17 protein-coding genes are annotated in these 23,507 nt (G+C 74.2%); 6 read left to right on the top strand and 11 right to left on the bottom strand.

All coding sequences use genetic code 11. The annotated features are described in order from the left end of the window. Positions 1-85: 85 nt before the first annotated feature. The 10 genes from CLV92_RS03425 to CLV92_RS03380 form a co-directional block, all read right to left on the bottom strand. Positions 86-2,851 (bottom strand): PAS domain S-box protein, encoded by a 2,766-nt coding sequence (locus CLV92_RS03425; protein ID WP_104431408.1) that lies wholly within the window; start codon positions 2,849-2,851, stop codon positions 86-88. 210 nt (positions 2,852-3,061) lie between these two features. Continuing rightward, positions 3,062-3,400, bottom strand: coding sequence for a transcriptional regulator (locus CLV92_RS03420; protein ID WP_104431407.1), 339 nt, complete (start codon positions 3,398-3,400; stop codon positions 3,062-3,064). Beyond that, positions 3,397-3,870 (bottom strand): hypothetical protein, encoded by a 474-nt coding sequence (locus tag CLV92_RS03415; protein ID WP_104431406.1) that lies wholly within the window; start codon positions 3,868-3,870, stop codon positions 3,397-3,399. Before CLV92_RS03415 ends, CLV92_RS03420 begins: the two co-directional genes overlap by 4 nt. 194 nt (positions 3,871-4,064) lie before the next feature. Further along, positions 4,065-4,805 carry an HAD-IIA family hydrolase gene (locus CLV92_RS03410; RefSeq protein ID WP_104431645.1) on the bottom strand — a complete coding sequence of 247 codons (741 nt, stop codon included), beginning with the start codon at positions 4,803-4,805 and terminating at the stop codon, positions 4,065-4,067. Between the two features lie 81 nt (positions 4,806-4,886). Then, the gene (deoC, locus tag CLV92_RS03405) at positions 4,887-5,555 is read right to left on the bottom strand and encodes a deoxyribose-phosphate aldolase (RefSeq protein WP_104431405.1); all 669 of its coding nucleotides are present in this window, start codon (positions 5,553-5,555) and stop codon (positions 4,887-4,889) included. A 79-nt stretch (positions 5,556-5,634) separates the two neighbouring features. Then, on the bottom strand, positions 5,635-6,660 hold the full coding sequence (locus CLV92_RS03400) for a LacI family DNA-binding transcriptional regulator (protein WP_211290831.1): 1,026 nt from the start codon (positions 6,658-6,660) through the stop codon (positions 5,635-5,637). 136 nt (positions 6,661-6,796) lie between these two features. Then, complete coding sequence (locus CLV92_RS03395) at positions 6,797-7,558, bottom strand: ABC transporter permease subunit (RefSeq protein ID WP_104431643.1); 762 nt, start codon at positions 7,556-7,558, stop codon at positions 6,797-6,799. An 83-nt stretch (positions 7,559-7,641) separates the two neighbouring features. Beyond that, on the bottom strand, positions 7,642-8,595 hold the full coding sequence (locus CLV92_RS03390; protein ID WP_104431642.1) for an ABC transporter permease subunit: 954 nt from the start codon (positions 8,593-8,595) through the stop codon (positions 7,642-7,644). Positions 8,596-8,650: 55 nt separating this feature from the next. After that, a complete protein-coding gene (locus CLV92_RS03385) occupies positions 8,651-9,910 on the bottom strand; it encodes a sugar ABC transporter substrate-binding protein (RefSeq protein WP_104431404.1) in 1,260 nt (419 codons plus the stop codon). A gap of 44 nt (positions 9,911-9,954) precedes the next feature. Continuing rightward, positions 9,955-11,874: a glycoside hydrolase family 127 protein gene (locus CLV92_RS03380; protein ID WP_104431403.1), complete on the bottom strand. Its 1,920-nt coding sequence runs from the start codon at positions 11,872-11,874 to the stop codon at positions 9,955-9,957. Positions 11,875-12,237: 363 nt separating this feature from the next. Here CLV92_RS03380 and CLV92_RS03375 point away from each other — a divergent pair, with 363 nt between their 5' ends. The 4 genes from CLV92_RS03375 (at position 12,238) to CLV92_RS03360 (ending at position 19,620) form a co-directional block, all read left to right on the top strand. Next, positions 12,238-15,912 carry a LamG-like jellyroll fold domain-containing protein gene (locus tag CLV92_RS03375; RefSeq protein ID WP_104431402.1) on the top strand — a complete coding sequence of 1,225 codons (3,675 nt, stop codon included), beginning with the start codon at positions 12,238-12,240 and terminating at the stop codon, positions 15,910-15,912. Between the two features lie 202 nt (positions 15,913-16,114). Then, the gene (locus CLV92_RS03370) at positions 16,115-16,825 is read left to right on the top strand and encodes a GAF and ANTAR domain-containing protein (RefSeq protein ID WP_104431401.1); all 711 of its coding nucleotides are present in this window, start codon (positions 16,115-16,117) and stop codon (positions 16,823-16,825) included. Between the two features lie 51 nt (positions 16,826-16,876). Next, complete coding sequence (locus tag CLV92_RS03365) at positions 16,877-17,602, top strand: GAF and ANTAR domain-containing protein (protein WP_104431400.1); 726 nt, start codon at positions 16,877-16,879, stop codon at positions 17,600-17,602. A gap of 197 nt (positions 17,603-17,799) precedes the next feature. Beyond that, a complete protein-coding gene (locus CLV92_RS03360) occupies positions 17,800-19,620 on the top strand; it encodes a putative bifunctional diguanylate cyclase/phosphodiesterase (RefSeq protein WP_104431399.1) in 1,821 nt (606 codons plus the stop codon). Between the two features lie 35 nt (positions 19,621-19,655). On the opposite strand, the gene CLV92_RS03355 is transcribed toward CLV92_RS03360, so the two are convergent. Then, positions 19,656-20,168, bottom strand: a complete 513-nt coding sequence (locus CLV92_RS03355) for a DUF1648 domain-containing protein (protein ID WP_158257114.1) — start codon at positions 20,166-20,168, stop codon at positions 19,656-19,658. Positions 20,169-20,318: 150 nt separating this feature from the next. Between CLV92_RS03355 and CLV92_RS03350 the strand changes: the two genes are divergently transcribed. Then, positions 20,319-21,293 carry a ring-cleaving dioxygenase gene (locus CLV92_RS03350; protein WP_104431397.1) on the top strand — a complete coding sequence of 325 codons (975 nt, stop codon included), beginning with the start codon at positions 20,319-20,321 and terminating at the stop codon, positions 21,291-21,293. A 72-nt stretch (positions 21,294-21,365) separates the two neighbouring features. Next, a complete protein-coding gene (locus CLV92_RS03345; protein WP_211290830.1) occupies positions 21,366-23,504 on the top strand; it encodes a M14 family zinc carboxypeptidase in 2,139 nt (712 codons plus the stop codon). Positions 23,505-23,507 lie beyond the last annotated feature (3 nt).

The raw sequence follows: 23,507 nt of genomic DNA, 5'->3' as shown, positions 1-23,507 counted from the left end.
CTCCGACCCCGGAAAGGGTCCTTTCCATGCCCGGAGTGCCCTCCTCGACCCCGGAAAGGGTCCTTTCCGGGGCGGGATGGGACGGTCAGCGGCGGCCGGCCACCTTCGAGATCGCCTTCACCTCGTACATGTGGGCGTCGGCGCGGGCGAGGATCTCCGCCGGGTCGACGGTGCAGCGGTCGCTGATGCCGATGCCGATGCTGACGCCGACCCGGACCTCCTCGCCGCTCGCGATGGTGTGCGGCACCCCCACGGTGGCCCGGATGCGCTCGGCGATGGCCTCGGCCACCGACGGGGCGTCGAGGTCCTCGCAGAGGATCACGAACTCGTCGCCGCCGAGGCGGCAGACGGTGTCCGCGGGCCGCACGCTCTCCCTGATCCGGCCGCCCACGACCTTCAGCAGCTCGTCACCGGCGGCGTGCCCGTAGGTGTCGTTGATCGGCTTGAAGCCGTTCAGGTCGCAGAACAGCACCGCGAGCGGGCGCATGCTGCGGCTGGCCCGGTGCACCGCCAGCTTCAGGCGGTCCTCGAGCAGCACCCGGTTGCCGAGCCCCGTCAGCGGGTCCCGCAGGGCCAGCGCCGCCAGCCGCTCCGACTCCGCCCGGCGGGCCGTGATGTCGTCGGCCTGCGTGACGGCGTAGTGCGGGGTGCCGTCGGCGCGGGCGACCATGGCGGTGTTGACCTCCACCCAGACGACGTGCCCGGCGGCGTGCCGGTAGCGCTTCTCGTAGGTGGCGCTGCTGTCCTCGCCCTGCGTCAGCCGCTCGACGGCCGCCCGGTCGTTCTCGACGTCCTCGGGGTGGGTGAGGTCCTGCTCGCGCATGGTGAGCAGATCCGCGGCGCTGCGGCCCAGCAGGGAGCAGTAGGCGTCGTTGACCCGCAGGATCCTGCCCTCGTCGCCGGGGGTGAGGTCGGTGAGCACCATGCCGACGGGGGAGCGGTCGAAGGCGTGGCGGAAGCGCTCCTCCGCCTGCCGCAGCTCCTCGGCGGCCTCGCGGGCCGCGGTCGCGTCGCGCAGGACGCTGATGGTGCGGTCGAGGCGGCCGGTGTGGTCGCGCACGGCGACGGTGACGCACTCGGCGATGTGGGTGCTGCCGTCGGCGTGCAGGAACGGCACGTCCCCGTGCCAGCTGGGGTGTGCGACGAGGTGCTCCTGCGCCGCCCTGCGCCGGGCCTCCTGCGCGGCCGGGTCGCCGAGGTCGAGGCTGGCGTCGGCGCGGCCGAGGAGCAGCACCTCCTGCGGGTAGCCGGTCATGGCGGCCATCGCGGGGTTGCAGTCGACGAGGGTGCCGTCGGCGTCGTTGATGAGCACGGCGTCGTGGATGACGTCGAAGACCGCCGCCTGGCTGCGCAGCTGCTCCTCGACGTAGCGCTGGCGGGTGATGTCCTGCAGGTGCATGACGATGTGCAGGGCCTCGCCGTTCTCGTCGCGGACCATCGCGACGGAGGAGTCCACCCAGACGACGTACCCGGCGGCGTGCAGGTAGCGCTTCTCCAGCGCGTAGTCGTCGATCTCCCCGGCGAGGAGGCGCTTGGCGAGGACCAGTTCGCCCGCGAGGTCCTGCGGGTGGGTGATGTCGCGCCAGGTGCGGGTGCGCAGGTCGGCCTCGCCGTAGCCGAGGATGCGGCGCAGGGCCTCGTTGGTGTGCAGGAACCTGCCGTCCAGGGTGGCCAGCACGATGCCCGTGGGGGCGTGGTCGAGGGTGAGGCGCCAGCGGGTCTCGGCCTGCTCGAGCTGGCCCTGGCTGCGCTTGCGGTCGGTGATGTCGGAGAAGACCGCCACGGCGCCGTGCAGGCCGGCACCCGCGCCGAGGGGGCGTCCGGAGACGGACAGGACGGTGCCGTGCTCCTGGTCGGGTCGCTGCAGCAGGACCTCGACGTCGTCGGTGCTCTCCCCGGCCAGTGCCCGCGCCAGCGGCGTCTCCCGCATGGGGAAGCGGCTGCGGTCGGGACGGAGGATCCGGTAGCTCGACAGCCACTGCGCGGGGTCGTCGCAGGTGTCGTCGGGGTCCAGCACGGCCTTGGCGGCCTCGTTGTGCAGGAGCGGGTCGCCGTTCTCGTCGATGACGACGACGCCGTCGCTGATGCTGTTCATGACGGCGCTCATGAGGGCGCTCTGCTGACGGGCCTCGGCCTCGGCGGAGCGCAGGACGGTGTTGAGGTGCTCCAGGGTGCGCTGGTGCTCGCGGCGGTGGGAGATGTCGCGGACGAAGGCGTGGCACCACCAGCCGCCCTCCACGGCGAGGGTTCCGAGCGCCATCTCCACGGTGAGCCGGTGGCCGTCGCGGTGCACGGCGGGCAGTTCCATCGCGGAGCTCGGCAGGGCGCGCTCGCCGGTGGCGGCGAAGCGGGCGATGCCCTCGCGGTGGGAGGCGCGCAGCTCCGCGGGGATGATCAGCTCGGCGAGCTCGCGGCCGGTGGCCTCGGCGCCGCTCCAGCCGAACATGCGCTCGGCGGCGGGGTTCCAGTGGGTGACGAGGCCCGCGGAGTCCGTGGCGATGAACGCGTCGGGGCTGGCGGTGAGCATCGCGGCGAGCAGGTCCCCGCCGGGGCGCGGCTGCGCGACGGGGGCGGCCGGCGCCTCGGCCCGGTGGGCGGGCGCCTCGGTGGGGCGGCCCGCCAGCAGCAGGTGCCGCACGACGACGCCCGCGAGGGCGAGGTAGGCCAGCAGCAGCACGGCCAGCGGCCCGAGGCCGCCGGAGCCGTCGGCGCCGGGCAGGCCGGTGGCGGCGACGGCGACGCCCACGGCGGCGGCACCGGCGAGGGCGGCCAGCAGGAGGGGGCGGGCGCCACCTGGGCCGCTGCCGGGTGTGCAGGCGGGCTGCGTCCCTGGCATCGGTTCGTCCGGCATGGTGTGCTCATCGACCTGCCCGGAGGGGCACTTGACGCAGTGACCTTCCGACGGCGCAAGCACCCCGGCCGCCCACCACGGAGCGTCACGTGCCCGGCCGGCACCCTGCTGGGCCGGGCGAGCGGTGCGCTGCTCCGGTGGGGAGCGGTGACGACGGCGGTGCAGCCGCGGTGCGGCGAGGGCGCCGTCGGCGGGCTGCTCGCCGCTCGGTCAGGGAGCGCCGGGGCCGGGCGGCTGCACGGCGCGGGCGGCCTCGACCATCCGCTGCAGGTCGGCGAGGTGGCCCCGGAGGGCGCGCTGCCCCGCCCCGGTGAGCTCCGCCCACGTCCTGCTGCGCCCGCCGAGGCCGGGGATCCTGCTGAGGCGGGCGTAGCCGGCGTCGACGAGGACCTTCAGGTGCTTGCTGGTGACGGAGTCGGCGACGGCGAGGTGGTCGCGCAGCACGCCGAACTCGACCTGGTCGGCGCTGCTGAGGAGCGCGGCGATCCGCAGGCGGTGGGGGGCGTTGAGGACCTCGTCGAAGCGGGGTTCCACGTCCACGGCGCTCATCTGACCGCTCCGGCGGCGAGGGCGCGCAGGTCGGCCTGCAGGGCGCGCTCGTGCCGGCGGCCGGAGACGGTCATGCCGACGACCGTGGCGAGCGCGACGGGCAGCGCCGGCCAGGAGGGCCCGCCGAGGACGGGGGACAGCAGGCCGAGGACGACGAAGAGGGACAGCATGCTGAGGTAGTCGTCGAGGGCGCGCCGTGCGCCGTGCCTGCGGTCGCTGAGGACCGCCGTGCCGGTGCGGGAGCGCGCGGCGAGGGACAGCGCCATCAGCGCCACGAGGGTCGCGGCGGCCGCGGCGATCATCACGGTGGCGTCGGCGGTGGCGAAGCTGGCGACGAGTGCGCCGAGCACGACGGCCCGGGCGGGGGAGTACCAGGAGGGGTGCACCGGGCGCTCGGCCAGTTGAGCGCGGGCGTCCGCGACGGCGGCCAGGGCCTGCTGGGGGGTGAGGGAGGCGCCGTTCGTTTCCATGCCGGAAAGGTGCGCCTTTCCGGCATGGAAAGGCCATCGTGGTGGTCCTGCCGCTGGGCCGTCCGGGGAGCGGCGTCGCCCACGGTCACCCCGACGGCCCTCCGGGGGCCCGACCGGGTGGAGGGGCCGCTGCGCTGCGTGAGGTGGGTCGGCCGACAGCGGGCCCGCAGGCGGGCTGTCAGCCGACCCGGCCCTCAGACGAGCTGGACGAGGTCTCCGACGGAGTCGACGACCCGGTGCGGCCGGAACGGGAAGCGGTCGACCTGCTCGCGCTTCGTGGAACCGGTGAGGACGAGGAACGTCCGCAGCCCCGCCTCCATGCCGGCGACGATGTCGGTGTCCATCCGGTCGCCGATCATGGCGGTGGACTCGGAGTGCGCCTCGATGCGGTTCATCGCGGAGCGGAACATCATCGGGTTCGGCTTGCCGACGAAGTAGGGCTCCGCGCCGGTCGCGCGGGTGATGAGCGCGGCGACCGAGCCCGTGGCGGGCAGCGGTCCCTCGGCGGAGGGGCCGGTGGCGTCGGGGTTGGTGGCGATGAACCGGGCCCCGGACTGCACGAGCCGGATGGCGCGGGTGATGGCCTCGAAGGAGTAGGTGCGGGTCTCCCCGAGCACGACGTAGTCGGGGTCGGTGTCGGTGAGGATGAACCCGGCCTCGTGCAGCGCGGTGGTGAGGCCGGTCTCGCCGATGACGTAGGCGGAGCCGCTGGGCATCTGCCGGGCGAGGAAGTCCGCGGTGGCCATCGCGGAGGTCCAGATGGACTCCTCCGGCACGTTGAGCCCGCTGCGGGCGAGGCGGGCGGCGAGGTCGCGCTGCGTGAAGATCGAGTTGTTGGTGAGGACGAGGAAGCGGCGACCGGATTCCACGAGCCGGTTCAGGAACTCCGCCGCTCCCGGCAGGGCCCTCTCCTCGTGGACGAGCACGCCGTCCATGTCGGTGAGCCAGCACTCGATCTCGGGCTGGTCTCCCTGGGGGTGGGACACGGGTACCTCCTGCTGCTGGTGGGTGGGGTCTCAGGCGGTCCAGCCGTCGAGGACGGCGCGGCTGCCGGACAGGCCGAGGCGGGTGGCGCCGGCGTCGATCATGGCGCGGGCCTGCTCGGCGGTGCGGATGCCGCCGCTGGCCTTGACGCCCAGGCGCCCGCCGACGGTCTGCGCCATGAGGGCGACGGCGTGGGTGCTGGCACCGCCCGCGGGATGGAAGCCGGTGGAGGTCTTCACGAAGTCGGCGCCGGCGGCCTCGGCGGCACGGCACGCACCGACGATCGCCTCGTCGCTCAGCGCGGCGGACTCGATGATGACCTTGAGGACGCCGGGGGCGGGGACGGCGGCACGGACGGCCTCGACGTCGGCGCGCACGGCGTCGAAGTCGCCGCTCTGGGCGGCGGCGATGTCGATGACCATGTCGACCTCGGCGGCGCCGGCGGCCACGGCGGTCGCGGCCTCGACGGCCTTCACGGCGCTGGCGTGCTTGCCGGAGGGGAAGCCGCAGACGGTGGCGACGACGAGGCCGGTGCCGTCGACGGGCAGCATGTTCGGGGAGACGCAGACGGCGAGGACCCCGAGGTCGCGGGCCTCGTCGCAGAGGGCGGCGACGTCGGCGGGCGTCGCCTCCGGCTTGAGGAGGGTGTGGTCGACGAGGCGGGCGACGTCGTCGCGGGTGAGGGCGGAGGCGGTGGTCACGGCGCGATCCTGCCAGGAGCGCCGCCGGCCGGCCGGGAGGGCGTCCGGTCGCCGGTGCGCGGCACGCCGTGCCGCCGGATCAGCGACCGGTCGCTGCGGGGCCGGTGGACTCGCGCACCACGAGGGTGCAGTCGTGCAGCCGGACGCCGTGGCCGACGCGCTCGCCGTCGATGATGCCGAACAGGTCCCGCACGGCCGCCGCGCCGAGGTCCTCGAGGTTCATGTCGACGGTGGTCAGCGGCGGGTCGGTCTCCAGGGCGAAGGGGGCCCAGTTGTCGTAGCCGGTGACCGCCACGTCGTCGGGCACCCCGCGTCCGGCTGCCTGCAGGCCGGTGACGACGCCGTAGGCGATCTGGTCGGAGCCGCAGACGATGGCGTCGACGTCGGGGACCTCGGTGAGGAGGCGCTCCACCGCCTGCCGGCCCCAGCGCTGCGACCACGGGCCGTAGGCGATGGGGGCGGCCAACTCCAGGCCCGCGGAGCCGAGCGCGCTCTGCACCCCGGCGGCGCGCTCGGTGACGGCGCGGGTGCCGGCCGGGCCGCTGACGTGGGCGATGCGCCGCCGGCCGGTGTCGAGGAGGTGCTCGGCCAGGAGGTGGCCGCCGTAGCGGTCGTCGGGGACGTGGGCGATGTCGCGGGGCTGGGTGGTCTCGCCGTGGACGTAGACGACGGGGACGTCGATGTCGGCGGACAGGGACGGGGTGACCGCGTTGTCGTCGCCGAGGACGAGGATCCCGTCCACCTTGCGCTGGCGCAGCATGTCGAGGATCGCCTTGAGCCGCCCCGCGTCGCCGCGGGCGTCACTGGTGATCATCGTGAGGTCGATCTCGCTGAGCGCTGCCTCGGCCCCGAGCATCGTCGGGACGACGAACCGCTGGGAGAGGCTGTCGACGATGACCAGCCCCACGGTGCCGCTGCGGCCGCTGATGAGGCTGCGGGCCATCGGGTTCGGCGTGAAGGAGAGTTCCCGGGCCGCCTTGAGAACCCGTGCGCGGGTCTCCTCGGAGACGCGGCTCTGCCCGTTGATGGCCTTGGAGGCCGTGGTGAGCGAGACCCCGGCCCGGGCGGCGACCTCGGTGAGCGTGGATGCGCGGCGCGCCGTCACGCGGCGCATCATGCCAGAGCGCGACGCGCCGGAGGTGGTCCGGCCGTCGGCCGGTGCCCCGTCGCGTGTCGGCCGGGGGAGCGCGAGGACGCGCCCGGCGGTGCGCTCCGCGTGGTCCTCTGCGCGGTCCACCGGCTCAGTCCTTCACGGAACCCGCGGTGATCCCGGCCGCGACGTAGCGCTGGGCGAGGACGAGGAGCACGGCGGCCGGGACGGAGGCCACCACCGCCGTGGCCATGATCGCGTCCCACTCCTGGTTGTTGTTCCCGATGTAGCGGTAGATCCCGAGGGTGATGGGCTGGTGCCTGCCGCCGCCGTCGAGGGTGGAGGCGAAGATGAAGTCGGACCAGGCCCACAGGAAGGCGAACAGCGACACGGTCACCACGGCGTTGCGGCTGACGGGGAGGACGACGGAGACGAACGTGCGCAGCGTCCCGGCGCCGTCGATCGTCGCGGCCTGGATGAGCTCGTCGGGGATGCCGCGCATGAAGGCGGTGAAGAGCAGGACACCGAACGGCACGGCGATGGTGGAGTCGGCGAGGATCAGGCCGGGCAGGGTGTTCAGGACGCCGAGGCTGAGGTAGATGGCGTAGAAGCCGCTGGCCATGATGATGCCGGGGACCATCTGGGCGACGAGCATCGTGAAGGTGAGGGCCCGGGCGCCGCGGGGGCGCAGCTTGGCCAGGGCGAAACCCGCGGGCGCGGAGACGAGCAGCGTCAGCAGCACCGTGCCGAGCCCGAGGACCAGGCTGGTGCCGAGGAACGGGAGCTGTTCGTCCAGCACGCTGCGGTACCCGTCCAGCGTGGGGGTCAGCGGCAGCAGCTGCGGCGGGGTGCGCCGCATGAGCGCGGCCGGTGTCAGGGAGACGTTGACCATCCAGTAGACGGGGAAGAGCATCACGGCGGTGAGCAGCACGCCGACGACGGACTTCAGCAGCTGCGACCTGGTGCCCGCGGGATCGTTGCCCGCGACGCGGGTGTTCACGACTCCGTGCTCCGTCCGGCCGAGCGGATGTACAGCAGCCCGCAGAGGAGTGCCATCACGATGAGGAGGTTGCTGATCGCCGCGCCGGGCCCGAACTGCGGCAGCAGGGATCCGAAGCTCTCGCGGTAGGACCAGGTGGCGAGGGTGGTGGAGGCGTCGCCGGGCCCGCCCCGCGTCATGATCCAGATGATGTCGAAGACCTTCAGCGTGTACACCAGGCCCAGCAGCAGGGTGATGGCCGAGACCGGCCTCAGCAGCGGGAAGGTGATGAACCGGAACCGTTGCCAGGCGCCGGCGCCGTCGAGGGAGGCCGCCTCGTAGACCTCGCCGGGGATGGACTGCAGGCCGCTGTAGAGCACGACGAGGTTGAACGGGATGCCGATCCAGATGTTGGCGATGATGACCGACACCAGCGCCCACTGCGGCGACGTGAGCCAGTTCACCGGCTCCACCCCCACCAGCGACAGGGCGTGGTTGACGACGCCGGAGTCGCTGTTGAGCATCCACGCCCACGTGGACGAGGACACGATGAGAGGCAGCAGCCACGGGACGAGGAACAGCGCCCGCAGGGTCGTCGACAGGCGGAAGTTCTGGAAGAAGAAGACGGCGAGCGCGAGGCCCAGGACGAACTGGAAGAGCAGCGAGACGCCGGTGAACAGCAGGGTGTTCAGCAGGGCGGTGCCGAACGTCGCGTCCTGCACGACGGCCCGGTAGTTGTCCAGGCCGGTGAACTCCGCCCCGCCCTGCACGAAGGAGCGCACGGTGTAGTCGCGGAGGCTGAGGTCGGCGTTGCGCGCCAGCGGGTAGGCGTAGAAGGCGACCAGGTACAGGGCCACGGGCGCCAGGAACGCCCAGGCGGTCCACTGCCCGGAGCGGGGCCGCCGCACCCGCCCCGCGGGTGGCGGTGCGGGCGCACGGCCCGCACCGCCCTCCACGGCGTGCTCGGTCATCATCGGTGTCGTCACCAGGGTGTCCTCTGCGGTGGGGGTGCGGCGGCGGGGTCCGTCAGGAGGTCGCGGCGGCCGCCGCGTCCTGCGCCTCGGCGAGGGCAGCGGCGGGGTCGGCCGCGCCGCTGAGGGCCTTCTGGAAGGCCCCCCACATCGGCTCGGAGATCCGGGGGTACTTCGTGCCGAGGTTGTCGCTGGTGCGTCCCTTGGCCGCCTGCACCGCCTCGACCCAGACCTCCAGGTCGGGGTCGGCCTCGACCTGCTTCGCCTGGACCTCCTCCGTGGGGGCGACGTAGGAGAGGGTCGTCGTGGTGGTGAGGCTGTTCTCCCCGCTGGTGAGGCAGTCCACGATCTTCCCGGCGGCCTCGTAGGTGGAGGTGTCCTCCTGGACGGGGACGGAGACGAACTCCCCGCCGGTGGGGGCCGGGGCGGGACCGCCGTCGCGCGCCGGGATGGGCATGACGCCCCAGTCGATGCCCGACTCCTTCACGTTCCCCAGCTGCCAGGTGCCGTTCTCCGCGAACGCGTACTCGCCGGTCTCGAACTCCTGCCAGCTCGTGGTCTGGGTGTTGTTGAGGACGGAGTTGGGCGCGTAGCCCTTGTCGAGCCAGTCCTTCCACAGGGACAGTGCGGCCAGGCCCTCCGGGGAGTCGAGCTCCTGCAGGTCGGCGCCGGCGCCCCAGAACCACGGCAGGAACTGGAAGCTGCCCTCCTCGGTGCCGATGGCGGAGAAGGTGATGCCCTTCTTGCCCGCGGCCTTGACCTTCTCCAGGGCGGCGGTGAGGGAGGCCCAGTCGGTGACGGAGGCGGGGTCGACGCCGGCCGCGTCGAGGACGGCCTCGTTGTAGTAGAGGGCGAGGGTGTTCGCGCCGATGGGCACCCCGTAGGCGTCGCCGTCCACCTCGCCGGCCGCGAGGAGGTTCTCCGCGATGGCGGAGGTGTCGCCGCCGAACTCCTCGGCCGTCGTGAGGACGCCGGCGTCGGCGAGGGTGGAGACGACGGGGTTGTCGACGACGAGGATGTTCGGGGCGCCGCCCTGCTGGGCGGCGAGGAGCGCCTTGTTGGTGAGGTCGGAGGTGTCGAACCCCTGGCGCTCCAGCGTCACCCCCGCCTGGGTGCCGCACTCCTCGACGAGCTTCGTCCACTCCGAGGTCTCGTCGAACTGGGGGTAGGGGTCCCAGAGCGTGAACTCCCCCGCTGCGCCGCCGGCGGCGGCCTCGCCCGTGGTCCCTCCTCCGCCGCAGGCGGAGACGGACAGGGCGGTGGCGAGGAGCAGGGCGGCGGTGCGGCCGCGGCGTGGTGCGGGGGAGGGGAGCACGGTGTTTCCTCTCTGAAACAGGTGGCGGGGTGCGGGGGCGGGGCTCAGGACGCGGTGGGGATCCAGACGCGCATGGCGCCGGGGCGCCGGTTGCCCCAGCGGTGGTACGGGACGAGGTCGACGTCGAAGGGTGCGGAGGTCCGCCCGGTGCCGGGGGTGGAGGTGTACAGCTCCCCGGGCTGCGACGACGTCTCCACCACGGCGCGGATCCGCACGCCGGGCCGGGTGCCGCTCCCGTCGTCGGCGAGGCCGACGAGGCGGACGTCCTCCAGGACGACCCCCTCGGGCAGGTCGGCCTCCTCCAGTGCGAAGAGGAGGGGGCCGCGGGCGAGGGCGACGCACCCGCGGACCGCGTCCACCCGCGGGTGCGGGGAGACGGTGCGGGCGGGGGCGTCGAGGTGGAGCAGCACCTCGTGGCCGCCCCGCCAGGACCTGCGGAGGCGGGCGTAGCCGTCGGGGGCGGTGGCGTCGACGCGTTCGCCGTCCACCGTCAGCGACCAGTTCGTGCACCAGCCGGGGACGCGCAGGGCGAGCTCCCAGGGCGCGTCGGTAGCCGTCTCCACGCGGATCGCCACGGCCCCGTCGAGGGGGTACTCCGTGGTGACGTCCAGCCGCACGGCGTGCCCGCCGTGCAGGTCGAGGACGGCGCTCCCGGCGCTGGGGTGGTGGACCTGGACGCCGGCGGCGGAGGTGGTGAGGCAGTAGTCGTGGATGCTGGTGAGGAGCCGCGCGAGGTTCGGCGGGCAGCAGGCACAGGTGAACCAGGGCAGGCGCTGCGAGGGCGCGTCCTCGTGGGTGCCGTCGTGGCCGGAGCGCAGGTGCAGCGGGTTGGAGTAGAAGAACGCGGTGCCGTCGGTGGAGGTGGAGACGGCGATCGCGTTGTGCAGGGTGGTCTCCATGGCGTCGGCGTAGCGGGCCTCGCCGGTGGCGAGCAGGAGTCGCCAGGCGAGCTGGAACGCGGCGATCGCCGCGCAGGTCTCGGCGTAGGCGCGGTCCGGCGGCAGCTCGTAGGGGTCGCCGATGGACTCGTCGCGGTGGCGGGAGCCGTGGACGCCGCTGAGGTAGGTCTTGCTGGCCGCCAGGTCGTCCCAGATGCGGACGGCGTAGGCGAGGAGTTCCGCGTCGCCGGTCTCCACGGCCACGTCCACCGCCCCGGCGAGCAGGTAGAGCTGGCGCACGGCGTGTCCGGTGGCGCGGGTGGCCTCCCGCAGGGGCACGTCGTCCTGGAAGTAGCCGGAGCCGAAGTGGCTCTCGCCGAGCCAGCGGTGCCCGCGCCGGTCGAGCTGCCGGCGGGCGAAGTCGAGGTAGGCGCGGTGGCCGGTGGCCCGGTACAGCTCCACGAGGGCGGTCTCGACCTCGGGGTGGCCGTCGACGTGGGGGTTCTCCTCGTCCCCGAGGGCGTCGAGGACCAGGTCGGCGTTGCGGGTGGCGACGTCGACGAGGCGGGGGAGGACGTCGCAGCGGGCGGCGGCCACGGCGGCCTGGAACAGGTGCCCGGCGGTGTAGAGCTCGTGGCCCCACTGCGGGTCCGACCAGCGCGGGACGCCCGGGTCGCCCTGGACGCGGGAGTTGAGGTAGCCGTCGGGGTCCTGGGCGCGCTGGAGCAGGTCGACCAGTCGCTCGGCCTGCTCCAGGCGCTCGTCGCCGGCGGGCAGGTCGTGGGCGGCCCAGGCGACGGCCTCGAGGGTCTTGTAGACGTCGCTGTCGGTGAAGAGCATCCCCGTGAAGGGGGCGTCGGACTCCCCGGTGAGCCGCGCGAGGTTGGTGAACGCCTCGCCGTCGAGCACGTGCCGCAGGACGTGGGGGAGGGTCCGCTCGACCGTGGTGGCCTGCCAGGACCCCAGCCAGCCGTGGCGGCCGAGGCGGAAGCTGCGGTGGGGGAGGGGCTGCAGGGTGCAGCCGGTCCCGTCGGAGGGCAGGACCGGCCCGCCGGGTCGGCAGGCGGTCACGGCGTGGAGCGTCATGGGTCGTCCTTCCAGGGAGCGTCGCTCGCCGTGGAGTCGGAGGGGTGCGGGCCGCGCCGGCCCGGAGGCGGTGCGGCGAGGTGGGGAAAGGTTTCCCCACTCAGGCCTCTGCGGTCAAGCACTGCCTGCCGGTCACTTCCCAGGAGATTGCCTGGCTTGACGCTTGACGCCGCCCGCCGAGTGGGGGAAGGTTCCCCCACCCGCAGCCCCGGCCCGGTGGATGCCCCCCGTCCCCGGCGGCCGCTCCCCTCGCCGACGAGCGGAGCGCCCCCGCGGGCGGCACCACCGGCACGACGGCGCACGCGACCCGCACCGAGGCACCCTCCCCGCGCGCCGCCCCCACCCCCCGACCTGGAGCCCTCGATGACGCCCCGACGGACCACCCGGATCCTCACCGGCCTGCTGCCCGCGACCCTGCTCCCCGTGACGCTGACCGGCGCGATGGTCGCCGTCGCCCCCGCCGCGCCGGCGCTGGCCGCGACGCCCGCCCCCGCCCTCCACTACGAGTTCGACGCCGACGACGTCGGCAGCGGCGAGGTGACCGACTCCTCGGGCAACGCCCGGCACGGCACCCTCGTCAACCCCGCCACCGCCTCCCTGCTCGACGGTGCGCCGGGCGGGGCGGCGCTGCGACTGCCCGGTGGCGCACCGACCTCCGACGGCGCGTACGTGCGCTTCCCCGGCGACGTCGTCGACGGCGCCGCCGACGTGACCGTCTCCGCCCGCGTGCGCTGGGACGGCACCGCGGCGCCCTGGCAGTGGCTGTTCGCCCTCGGGGAGGACACCGACCGCTACCTCTTCACCACCCCCTCCAGCGGCGAGGGCAGGCTGCGCACCGCGGCCACGACGACCGCCGCCGGCGGCGAGGCCCAGGTCACCGGCTCGGCGGCCCTGCCCGCGGACGGCTGGCGCACCGTCACCGTCACCCTCGACAGCACCACCGACCGCCTCACCACCTACCTCGACGGCGCCGAGGTGGCCTCCGCGCCGACCACCGTCACGGCCGCCGACCTCATCGCCGGTCCCCGTGCCGCCACCGGGTTCATCGGCCGCTCCTTCTACCCCGACCCCCTCTTCGCCGGCGCCGTCGACGACTTCCGGGTGTGGCGCTCCGCGCTCACCCCCGCCCAGGTCGCCGAGGTGGCGGGCGGCGCGACCCCCACCCCCGTCGCGCTCGCGGACACGGACGTCGACGTGCGCACCCCGATCGGGACGGCGCCGCAGCTGCCGCACGCGCTGCCCGCCTCCTTCACCGACGGCTACCAGCGTCAGGTCCGCGTCCAGTGGCAGCCCGTCGACCCGGCGAGGTACGCCACCCGCGGCAGGTTCACCGTCGAGGGCGCCGCGGCGGGGCTGCCGGTCACCGCGACCGTCACCGTCATCCGCGAGGGCGAACTCACGATCGACCTGGCGAAGACCACGGGCGCCTTCCACGGCGGCGCCTCCGGAACCCTCTACGGGCTGTACGGGCAGGGCGTGCCCACGAACAACCTCATCGAGGGCATGCACGTGCGCACCGTCTCCACCAAGGCGCAGGACGGGCCCCAGCACCCCGGCGCCGACGCGCTGGAGGTCGTGAAGCCGCTCGCGGACAGCACCGACGGTGACGTCTACATCTACATGACCGACATCCACCGCGGCTTCCCCTACCAGTGGCCGGGGCGGACGCCGGAGGAGAAGCTGGACCTGTTCCTGGACAAGATGTCCGTGCAGGTGGACCAGGTCCTCACCCTCGAGCCGCGCTACCGCGACAACATCGTCTTCGTGCCCTTCAACGAGCCCGAGGGCAACATGTTCGGCACGGGGGAGTGGAGCTACGACGGCACGAGCTGGCTGAGCGACCCCACCGACTACTTCGCCGCCTGGGACCGCGCGCACCGGCTCATCAAGGGCAAGATGCCCGACGCACGCATCGCCGGGCCCAACACGAGCATCCTGTTCGGCCAGGTCAAGGGGTTCCTCGCGCACACCGTCGAGGCCGGCACCGTCCCCGACGTGATGACCTGGCACGAGCTCAGCCACCCGCAGCAGATCCGCGACAGCGTCGCGACGTACCGGGAGTGGGAGGCGGAGGTGTTCGCGGGAACCCCGCACGCCGGGCGACAGCTCCCCGTCAACATCAACGAGTACGCCTTCAACTACCACACCTCCGTCCCCGGCCAGATGGTCCAGTGGATCTCCGCGATCGAGGAGTCGAAGGTCGACGCGGACATCGCCTACTGGAACATCGACGGGAACCTGTCCGACTCCGCCGTCGAGGCGAACCGCGGCAACGGCCAGTGGTGGCTCTACAACGCCTACGGCAGCATGACCGGCCAGACGGTGGCCGTCACCCCGCCGTACCCGGGCCGCAACTACTCCCTCCAGGGCGTCGCCACCCTCGACCGCGGCAAGGCGCAGGCCCGCGCCATCCTCGGCGGTTCCTCCGGTGCGGGGCACGTCCGCTTCGAGAACGTCCCCGTCGACGTGTTCGGCACGACGGTGCGCGCCACCGTCCGCGAGATCGCCTGGACCGGCCAGATCGGCGACTCCGCCCAGCCCGCGGTCGTCGCCGAGCGCGACCTCGCCGTGCGCGACGGGGCCGTCGTCCTCGACTTCGGCAGCGACCTGCCCGCCCTGCAGGAGTCCTCCGCCTACGAGGTCGTCCTCGTCCCCGGCGGCGGTTCCGCGCCCGCCAAGGCGTCGCCGCGGCTGTGGCAGGAGAGCTACGAGGCCGAGGCCGCGCGCTACACCGGCGCCGGGTACAGCAGGAACGGGCCGGAGGGTTCCCCGGCCGACGTCTCGAAGTTCTACACCTCGGGCGGTTTCAACGTCGGGGGGCTGCGCACCGGCTCCGACGGGGTCCTCGAGTTCACCGTCGACGTGCCGCAGGACGGCCGCTACGACCTCGGCGTCTTCGCCAGCACCCTGAACACCTTCCCGCTGGTGCGCGAGCAGGGGCCGACGAACGTGTTCGTGCGCGTCGACGGCGGCGCGGAGCAGGAGCTGTTCCTGCCGCTGGCCTACAAGTGGGTGGTGTGGGACCACGCGGACACCACCGTGGAGCTGAGCGAGGGCCGGCACACGATCTCCCTCGCGGCGCGCAGCCTCGACGGCAGCCGGGCCACGAAGGGCGACGCGATCGTCGACCGGATCACGCTGTCGCTGCCGAACCCGGCCGCGGCCACCTCCGTGTACGAGGCCGAGGTCGCCGACCTGCGCGGCGGGCGCACCGTCTACACCCGCGACCTGAAGGGCGCGGCCAAGGACGCGGTGCTGTCCGGTGCCGGCGCGGCCGCCCTCGCCAAGGGCGAGACGGCGACGTTCTGGGTGTACTCCGCCCGCGACGCCGAGGCCACCCTCGCCGTGCACACCGTCAGCGGCGGCAAGGTGCGCCTCACCCTCAACGGCGTGGACGTGGCGAGGTCGGGGAAGTCCCTGTCCGTGCCCGTCTCCCTCTCCGGCGGCGTCAACAAGGTCACCCTCACGGGAGAGGCCGCCACCACCGTCGTCGACCGGATCGAGGTCCGTCCCACGTCGGGGAACCTGCCGGTCGCGACCTACGAGGCGGAGGCCGCGCAGCTCCGCGGCTCCGCGGCGGTGACGCCCCTGTCCCTGGCCTCCGGCGGCTCGGCGGTCACCGGGATCGGCGGCGAGCCCGGCAACGGCAACACCCTCACGTTCACGGTGACGGCAGAGCGCGCGGGCCGGCACGCGGTGCGGATCCGCTACTCCAACCCCGAGCAGTCGCCCGCCACCCACTACAACCCCGACCCCCTCGCCCGCCACGCCGACCTGACGGTCGACGGCGGGCCCGCGGGACGGATCCTGTTTCCGCACACCTTCCACGAGAACAGCTTCGAGGAGCTCACCGCCGTGCTGGACCTGCGGCAGGGAAAGAACACCGTCACGTTCGCCGCACAGGAGCTGCCGAACTTCGACGGCAGGACCTACGCCTCGGAGACCGTCCCCGGCGTCCTGCTGCGCTCGCGGTGGGCGCCGGTGATCGACCGGATCGCGGTGTCGCCGCTCGCGGGACCGGTCACCGGGCTGCGCTGAGGCGCGGCTCGGTGCGCGCCCCCTCCTGGACCGTCCGGGAGGGGGCGCGCACGTCCCCGGTCCGCCGGCCGGCCCCGGTTGGCGGGCGTAGACTCGCCCCGTCCGCCGCGCTGCGCTGGATGCTCCGCCGCTTCCGGCAGGTCCCGGACGGGGCCCGTCCCGATCCGGGAGCGGCCGTGCACGAGCAGGGAGCACCGGGCGCATGACGTCCGCGCGGAGCGCCCGGATCCTCGGCGGGCTGCGCGCCACCTCCACCGGCGGTCTCGCCCCCGAGGTGTGCGCGGCGTCCATCCGTGCGACGGGCGTCGACGGCGCGGGGCTCAGCCTCGCCGGGAACCGCGGCCCGGTCGTCGTCGTCGCCGCCACGGCGGGGCTCGGGCGGACGCTGGAGGACCTCCAGGTGCACCTCGGGGAGGGGCCGTGCGCCGACGCGTGGCTGTCCGGGGAACCCGTGTCGCACCCCGAACTCGCCCGCTCGGCCCACCGGTGGCCGGCGCTCGGGCCCGCCGCCCTGGAGGCCGGGGCGCGGGCCGCCTTCGCCTTCCCCGTCACCGTGGGCTCGGTGCGCCTGGGCACGCTCAGCCTCTACCGCTCGCACCCCGAGGACCTCGGCCCCCGCGAGGTCGACGAGGCCATCGCCCACGCCGGCGCCGCCGGCAGCGCCCTGCTGCAGCTGCGCCCCGCTGACGACGGTGCGGGCGCCGACGGCGAGGCGGACGCCGTCCGGCGGGCGGTGCGGGCGGACCGCTACGTGCACCAGGCGACGGGGATGGTCAGCGAGCAGCTGCACTGCTCCCTCGACGACGCCCTCGCCCGCCTGCGCGCCCACGCCTACGCCGGCGGCCGGACGGTGGCCGAACTGGCCCGCGACGTGGTGGCACGGCGGGTGCGCTTCTCGCCGGAGGACCCGTGACGCCCGGCGCGGGAACGGGTCCCAGGTCGGCGCGAGGAGGAGGGAAGACCCATGGGGACGGCTGAGCGGGTGGTCGAGGTCCTGGTGGAGCTGGCGGACACCCTCGTCACGCCCTTCGACGTCATCGAGATGCTGCACGTGCTCGTCGAGCGCAGCGTGGAGCTCCTCGCCGTCGACGCCGCCGGACTGGTGATCGCGGATTCCTGCGGTGCGCTGCAGGTCGTGGCGGCCTCCTCCGAGGAGGCGCTCGTCCTCGACCTGCTGGAGCTGCAGGGGAAGGAGGGCGGCCCCTGCGTCCTCTGCTTCACCACGGGCGAGCAGCAGGTCAACCTCGGCGCCGCGGTCGTCTCGGCCCGGTGGCCCGAGTTCGCCGCAGCCGCGCTCGCCGCCGGGTTCGGCTCGGTGCACTCGCTCCCGCTGCGGTTGCGCGACGACGTGCTGGGGGCGGTCAACCTCTACGCCGCGGCGGAGGTGCGGTTGTCGGCGGAGGACGTCGCGGTCGGGCAGGCGCTGGCGGACATGGCGACCATCGCGATGCTGCAGGAGCGCGCGGTGCGCGAGCAGGAGGTGGTGGCGCAGCAGCTGCAGATGGCGCTGAGCAGCCGGATCGTCATCGAGCAGGCGAAGGGCGTGCTCGCCGAGCGGTACGGCCTCGGCGTCGAGGAGTCCTTCGGCGTCCTGCGCACGCACGCCCGCCGCACGGGGCAGCGCCTCACGGACGTGGCGCGCAGCGTCGCCGTCGGCGGGGAGCTGCCGCTCGGGATCGTGCGCCCCTGACCTCGTCCCCGATCTCGCCCGCGAGCCCGGCGCGGGGGCCCGCCGGGCTTCCCGTCTGCGTGAGCATTGATTACGATACGTACTGAAAGCTGCCCCAGACCCGGTGGCGCCCGCTCGTCGCACCCCCGGGGGAGTTCCATGTCCAGCCGTCCAGCCAGCCCCGCCGAGCGCCGGTTCCCCGCGGGGGCCGTGCCCCGGTGAACCAGCAGCGGCTCACGGCCGTCCTCGCGGAGTTCGCGCGGACGCTCGTCACCGACTATCCCGTGCAGGCCATCCTCGAGCACCTGGTGCGCCGGGTCGTGGAGGTCCTGCCGGTCAGCGGTGCCGGGGTGATGCTCACCGAGGGGCGGGGCCTGCGCTTCGCCGCGGCCTCCGACGACGTCCTCCTGCGCATCGAGTCCCTGCAGGACGAGGTCGGCGAGGGGCCCTGCCTGGAGGCCTGCCGGACCGGGCAGCCCGTCCTCGTGCCGGACCTCGCGGCGGACGAGCGCTTCCCCCGCTTCGCGCCCGCCGCGCTCGAGGCCGGCATGGCGGCGGTCTTCACCTTCCCGCTGCGCTGGCAGAGCGGGCAGATCGGGGCGCTCGACCTGTACAGCGACGTCCCGTACGAGCTCAGCGGCGCGGAGTTCGGCGCGGCGCAGATCCTCGCCGACGTGGCGGCGGCGTACGTGGTGAACGCGCGCTCCCGCGACGAGCTCAGCGCGAGCGCCGCCGAGATGGAGCACCGCAGCCTCCACGACCCGCTCACGGGCCTGGCCAACCGCGCCCTCCTGCTCGACCGGCTCACACGGGCGCTGCTCCTCGCGGAGCGCTCGGGAACCTCCGCCGGGGTGCTGTTCCTGGACCTCGACGCCTTCAAGGCCGTCAACGACGCCCACGGCCACCGGATCGGTGACCTGCTCCTGCTGGCGGTCGCGGAGCGGATGCAGAGCGTCCTCCGCCCGGGCGACACCCTGGCCCGGCTGGGGGGTGACGAGTTCGTCGTCGTCTGCGAGGGCCTGAGCGGGCCGAGCGAGCTGGCCCGGGTCGCCGAGCGGGTGGCGCTGGCCTTCCGCTCCCCGTTCCTGGTGGAGGGCCGGGAGGTCGGCGCGGGGGCCAGCATCGGAACGGCGATGGGCAGCGGCGCGGGCGAGCTGCCGCAGCACCTGCTGGAGGCGGCGGACCGGGCGATGTACCTCGCGAAGCGGCCCGCCCGCTCCGGTGGGGCCCGCGGAGGCGCTGCGGGAACGGCCGGGGCGCGCTCCTGGGCGTCGCTGGAGCAGGAGCTCGCGGTGGTGGTCGCCGAGGGCTCCCTGGAGGTGGCCTACCAGCCGGTCGTGGACCTGGCCACGGCCTCCTGGGTCGGGGTCGAGGCGCTGGTGCGCTGGCCGCAGCGCCTCGGTGGCCACGTCGACGCCGCCGCGGTGGTGGCCGCGGCGGAACGCGCCGGCCTCATCGTCCCCCTGGGGGCGTGGGTGCTGGGGCGCGCCTGCGCGGACGTGCGCAGCTGGTCCGCCGCGGACGGCGTTCGCCGCAGCGTCGCCGTGAACGTGTCGGGGACGCAGCTGCGGCACCCCGCCTTCGCCGAGATCGTCGAGGACGTCCTGGTCCGCACGGGCACACCCGCGGCGGACCTCTGCCTGGAGATCTCACCCGCGGAGTCGGCGGACGGGCCCGACCCGGCGGCCCTGCGCAACGTCCACCGGCTGCGGGACCTCGGGGTCCGCATCGCCGTCGACGGCTTCGCCAGCCGCCACAGCGCGTTCGGGCCCGGCGGGGAGGCGGGCGTCGACGTCGTGAAGATCGCCCGTTCCTACGTCGGCGACCTCGGGCGGGAACCCGTGGGGGAGGGGGTCGTCGCCTCGATCCTCGGTCAGGCCGCCCGGATCGACCTGCGGGTCGTCGCGGAGGGGATCGAGACGGCCGGGCAGCTGGAGCGGCTGCGCGGCCTGGGCTGCTCGGAGGGGCAGGGCTTCCTGCTGGGGCGGCCGCGGTCCCTCGCGGAGCTGCGGCTCGGCCCGGTGGTGGCCGCCCGCTGACGCGGTGGGCGCGGCGTGACGCCGGCGGCCGCCCCTCACCCCTCGTCGTGCGTCGGCTTCGTCCCCGCCGGGCGGTAGCGGACGGTCAGCGTCCGCACCGTCCAGATCCCGATGCCGACCAGGTAGACCACGACGAGGACGAGGGCGCCCCAGGGCAGCCGCTCGGAGCCGGAGACCGCGGTGCGGGTGACGAGCGCGGTGAGCGCGGCGAGCAGCAGCAGGGTGGCCGCGCCGATGCCGTAGAGGTCGTCGCGCAGCCGGCGGCGCAGCTCGGGTGCGCGCTCGGGGGTCTTCCAGTGCTCGGGGTGCGGGACGTTGACCAGGTCCAGGGGGACCCGGCGCATCCAGGCCGCCAGGCCGGCGAACAGGGCGGTCAGGGCCGCGCCGAGGACGACGTCCACGGTGACCGCCCAGGCCCTGCTGCTGTAGGAGTCCGCCTCGCCGCCGGGGCCGAAGTGGACGGGGACCCGCTCGGGGAGGACGACGGCGCTGACGGCGACCACCGCGGCGTACAGCAGGGCGGCGGCGAGGAAGGCGGCCCGGGCCATCCCCGCACCCTGCCACAGCGGCGCGGGTGGCTTCCGGGTGCCCGGCGCGCCGGACGGGGGCATGGTGGTTCAACGTCGAACCAGTCGAACCAGTCGAACCAGTCGAACCAGCCGGATCGCGTCGGGTCCGGCCGGACCGGGAGGACCGCCATGAGCACCGCGCAGCCCCACGGCCTGCACCACGTCACCGCCGTGGCCGAGGCGCCGCAGCGCAACGTGGACTTCTACTGCCGCGTCCTCGGGCTGCGCCTGGTCAAGCAGACCGTCAACTTCGACGCCCCCGGCGCCTACCACCTGTACTACGGCGACGGCGCCGGGCGGCCCTCCAGCCTCATCACGTTCTTCGCCTGGCGGGACGTCCCCCGCGGCAGGCTCGGCACCGGCCTGGCCACGGCCACCGCCTTCAGCATCCCCGAGGGCTCCGCCTCCTGGTGGCGCGACCACCTGCGCGCGCAGGGCGTGGAGGCCGACGTCACCACCCGGCACGGCGCCGACGTCGTGGCCTTCCGCGACCCGGACGGCATGGTGCTGGAGCTGGTCACGGCGGCGGGGGACACCCGCTCCGGCTGGGACGGCGTCGCCGGGGTGCCCGCCGAGCACGCGCTGCGCGGCCTGCACGCCGTCACCCTCACCGAGCGCGCCCTCGACCCCACGGCGGAGGTGCTCACCTCGCTGCTCGGCATGGGCCTGGACGGCGAGGACGGCGGGCGGGCCCGCTTCGCGATGGGCGACGGCGGCTCCGGTGCCCTGGTCGACGTCCACGGCACGACGAGCGCCGAGCGGGGCCTGCAGGCGGGCGGCACCGTCCACCACGTCGCCTTCCGCGCGCCGGACGAGACCGCCCTGGCCCGCTGGCGCCAGGGCCTCGTCGACGCCGGCCTGGAGGCCACCGAGGTGCTGGACCGCAAGTACTTCCGCAGCGTCTACTTCCGCGAGCCCGGCGGGGTGCTGTTCGAGATCGCCACCGACGCCCCCGGGTTCGACGTGGACGAGCCGCTGCTCGAGCTCGGCCGGCGCCTGCAGCTGCCGCCGTGGCTGGAGCCGGACCGGGAGCAGATCGCCGCCGCTCTGCCGCCGCTGCACGTCCCCGATGACCAGGATGCCGGTCTAGTTCCGACTGACTAGTCAGAACGGGTCATCCTGGCGCACACTCCTGTACATCCCGGTGGCGGAGAGGCCGCCACTTCCCGTCCGGAGGTGCCTGTGTCCCAGGACGCCCTGGCGCGGCGACGAGCGCAGAGCCGCCCGTCGCTGCCCCGCCGAACCAGCGCGGTGGCCGCCATCGCCCTCGCCGCTGCCGCGTTCACCGCGCTCCCCAGCGCAGCCGAGGAGACCGTGCCCGCGGCCCAGCTGGTGCGCGTGTCCACCCCCACCTGGGCCGAGCGCGACCTGCTCACCGGTCTCGGGCTCGACCTGACCGAGCACGGCGGGCCCGGCTTCGTCGAGGTCGTCCTGCACGGCGCCGGGGACGCGGACGTCCTGCGGGAGGCGGGGCTCGACTTCACCGTCGAGATCCCCGACCTCGCCCTCGCGTGGGCCAGGAGCAACCAGGCCAGCGCCGCCTACGCCGCGAGCGTGGAGTCCTCCCCCCTCCCCAGCGGCCGGGACACCTACCGCTCGCTGGAGGACTACGAGGCCGACCTCGACCGGCTCGCGCGCGCGCACCCCGGACTCGTGAAGCCGATCACCCTGCCGCACAAGACCCTCGAGGGCCGCACCGTCCGCGGGGTGGAGATCACCGAGAACGCGGCCGCCACCGACGGCAAGCCCGTCTTCCTCCTCATGGGCCTGCACCACGTCCGCGAGTGGCCCGGCGGCGAGCACGCCGTCGAGTTCGCCTTCGACCTGGCGCAGAACTACGGCCAGGACGAGCGCATCACCCGGCTGCTGCGCTCCGCGCGGGTCGTCGTCGTGCCCGTCGTCAACCCCGACGGCTATGCGACCTCCTACGCCGACGGCGCGCTGCTGGACCTGCGGGAGAGCGACGACGGCGGCACCGTCACGATCCTCGGCACACCCGGCAACGCCTACAAGCGCAAGAACTGCCGCCCCGCCGACGGCGTGACCACCAGCCCCGCCGGGGCCTGCGCCGCGGCCAAGAGCCAGGGCGGCTTCGGCATCGGCGTCGACCTCAACCGCAACTACGGCGGGTTCTGGGGCGGGCCCGGGGCCAGCTCCACCCCGGCCGACCCCACCTACCGCGGCGAGGCGCCCTTCAGCGAGCCCGAGACGCGCAACGTCCGCGACCTCGTCTCCTCCCGGCAGGTCACCACGCTCATCTCGAACCACACGTTCTCGAACCTCGTGCTGCGCCCCCCGGCGCTGCGCTCCGCCGGGGACACCCCCGACGAGCCCGCCTACGCCGACCTCGGTGCCCGGATGGCCGCCAACAACGGCTACACCAACCAGAAGTCGTTCCAGCTCTACGACACCACCGGCGGCACGGAGGACTGGTCGTACTACGCCACCGGCGGTCTCGGCTTCACCTTCGAGATCGGCGAGGAGTTCCACCCGCCGTACAACAGGGTCGTCGACCACTACCTCGGCGCCGGGGACTTCGCCGGCAAGGGCAACCGCGAGGCGTACCTCGTGGCGCTGGAGAGCGCCGCCAGCCCGGCGCTGCACTCCGTCATCGCCGGCAAGGCACCCGCCGGGGCGACGCTGACGCTGGAGAAGTCCTTCGCCACGCTCACCTCCCCGGTGGAGTCCCCCACCGGCACGGGGCAGCCGATCGCCCTGCAGGACCGCCTCGCCACCACCATGACGGTCCCCGCCGGCGGACGCTACGAGTGGCACGTCAACCCCTCGACGCGCCCGGTGGTGATGGAGCGCCGACTGAAGACCACCGCCTCCGAACCCACCGCGTCGCAGACCTTCAGCGGCGTCGCCCCCACGCCCGTCATCGGCCACGTCGACCACGAGTTCACCGTCACGGCTGCCGACCAGGCGCTCCTGCAGGTGGACCTGACCTGGCCGACACCGGACGACATGGACCTCGAGGTCTACCGCAAGGCCGCCGACGGGACCCTCACCCGCGTCGCCTCCTCCGGGAACTTCCTCGGCGAGAAGGAGACGGCGGTGCTGGAATCGCCGGAGCCGGGGACCTACGTGCTGCGGGTGATCAACTTCGCGTCGGCCTCCCCGACCTACGAGGTGACGGCGGCCGTCTACGGCGCCGGCCCCGACCAGGTCGTCGGCGGGCTCGTGGAGAACTGGACGCTCAGCTGCGCCGGCCCCGACGGGACCGTCCACGAGCGCGTGCCCGTCGTGGTGGACCGCGGCCAGCAGGCCAAGGTCGACCTGAAGAAGTGCGCGACGGCCCTGGGTCGCCGCTGACCG

The organism is Kineococcus xinjiangensis, from assembly GCF_002934625.1.
Classification (GTDB): domain Bacteria; phylum Actinomycetota; class Actinomycetes; order Actinomycetales; family Kineococcaceae; genus Kineococcus_A; species Kineococcus_A xinjiangensis.
The sequence above is the reverse complement of the archived record's forward strand: the minus strand, read 5'-3'. Positions and strand labels throughout refer to the sequence as shown.

Excerpts from the sequence above, each read along its gene's own strand:
- CLV92_RS03425 (WP_104431408.1), bottom strand. The coding sequence starts at position 2,851 with ATGCCGGACGAACCGATGCCAGGGACGCAGCCCGCCTGCACACCCGGC.
- CLV92_RS03420 (WP_104431407.1), bottom strand. The coding sequence starts at position 3,400 with ATGAGCGCCGTGGACGTGGAACCCCGCTTCGACGAGGTCCTCAACGCC.
- CLV92_RS03415 (WP_104431406.1), bottom strand. The coding sequence starts at position 3,870 with ATGGAAACGAACGGCGCCTCCCTCACCCCCCAGCAGGCCCTGGCCGCC.
- CLV92_RS03410 (WP_104431645.1), bottom strand. The coding sequence starts at position 4,805 with ATGGACGGCGTGCTCGTCCACGAGGAGAGGGCCCTGCCGGGAGCGGCG.
- CLV92_RS03395 (WP_104431643.1), bottom strand. The coding sequence starts at position 7,558 with ATGCTCTTCCCCGTCTACTGGATGGTCAACGTCTCCCTGACACCGGCC.
- CLV92_RS03390 (WP_104431642.1), bottom strand. The coding sequence starts at position 8,595 with ATGACCGAGCACGCCGTGGAGGGCGGTGCGGGCCGTGCGCCCGCACCG.
- CLV92_RS03380 (WP_104431403.1), bottom strand. The coding sequence starts at position 11,874 with ATGACGCTCCACGCCGTGACCGCCTGCCGACCCGGCGGGCCGGTCCTG.
- CLV92_RS03375 (WP_104431402.1), top strand. The coding sequence starts at position 12,238 with ATGACGCCCCGACGGACCACCCGGATCCTCACCGGCCTGCTGCCCGCG.
- CLV92_RS03370 (WP_104431401.1), top strand. The coding sequence starts at position 16,115 with ATGACGTCCGCGCGGAGCGCCCGGATCCTCGGCGGGCTGCGCGCCACC.
- CLV92_RS03365 (WP_104431400.1), top strand. The coding sequence starts at position 16,877 with ATGGGGACGGCTGAGCGGGTGGTCGAGGTCCTGGTGGAGCTGGCGGAC.
- CLV92_RS03355 (WP_158257114.1), bottom strand. The coding sequence starts at position 20,168 with ATGGCCCGGGCCGCCTTCCTCGCCGCCGCCCTGCTGTACGCCGCGGTG.
- CLV92_RS03350 (WP_104431397.1), top strand. The coding sequence starts at position 20,319 with ATGAGCACCGCGCAGCCCCACGGCCTGCACCACGTCACCGCCGTGGCC.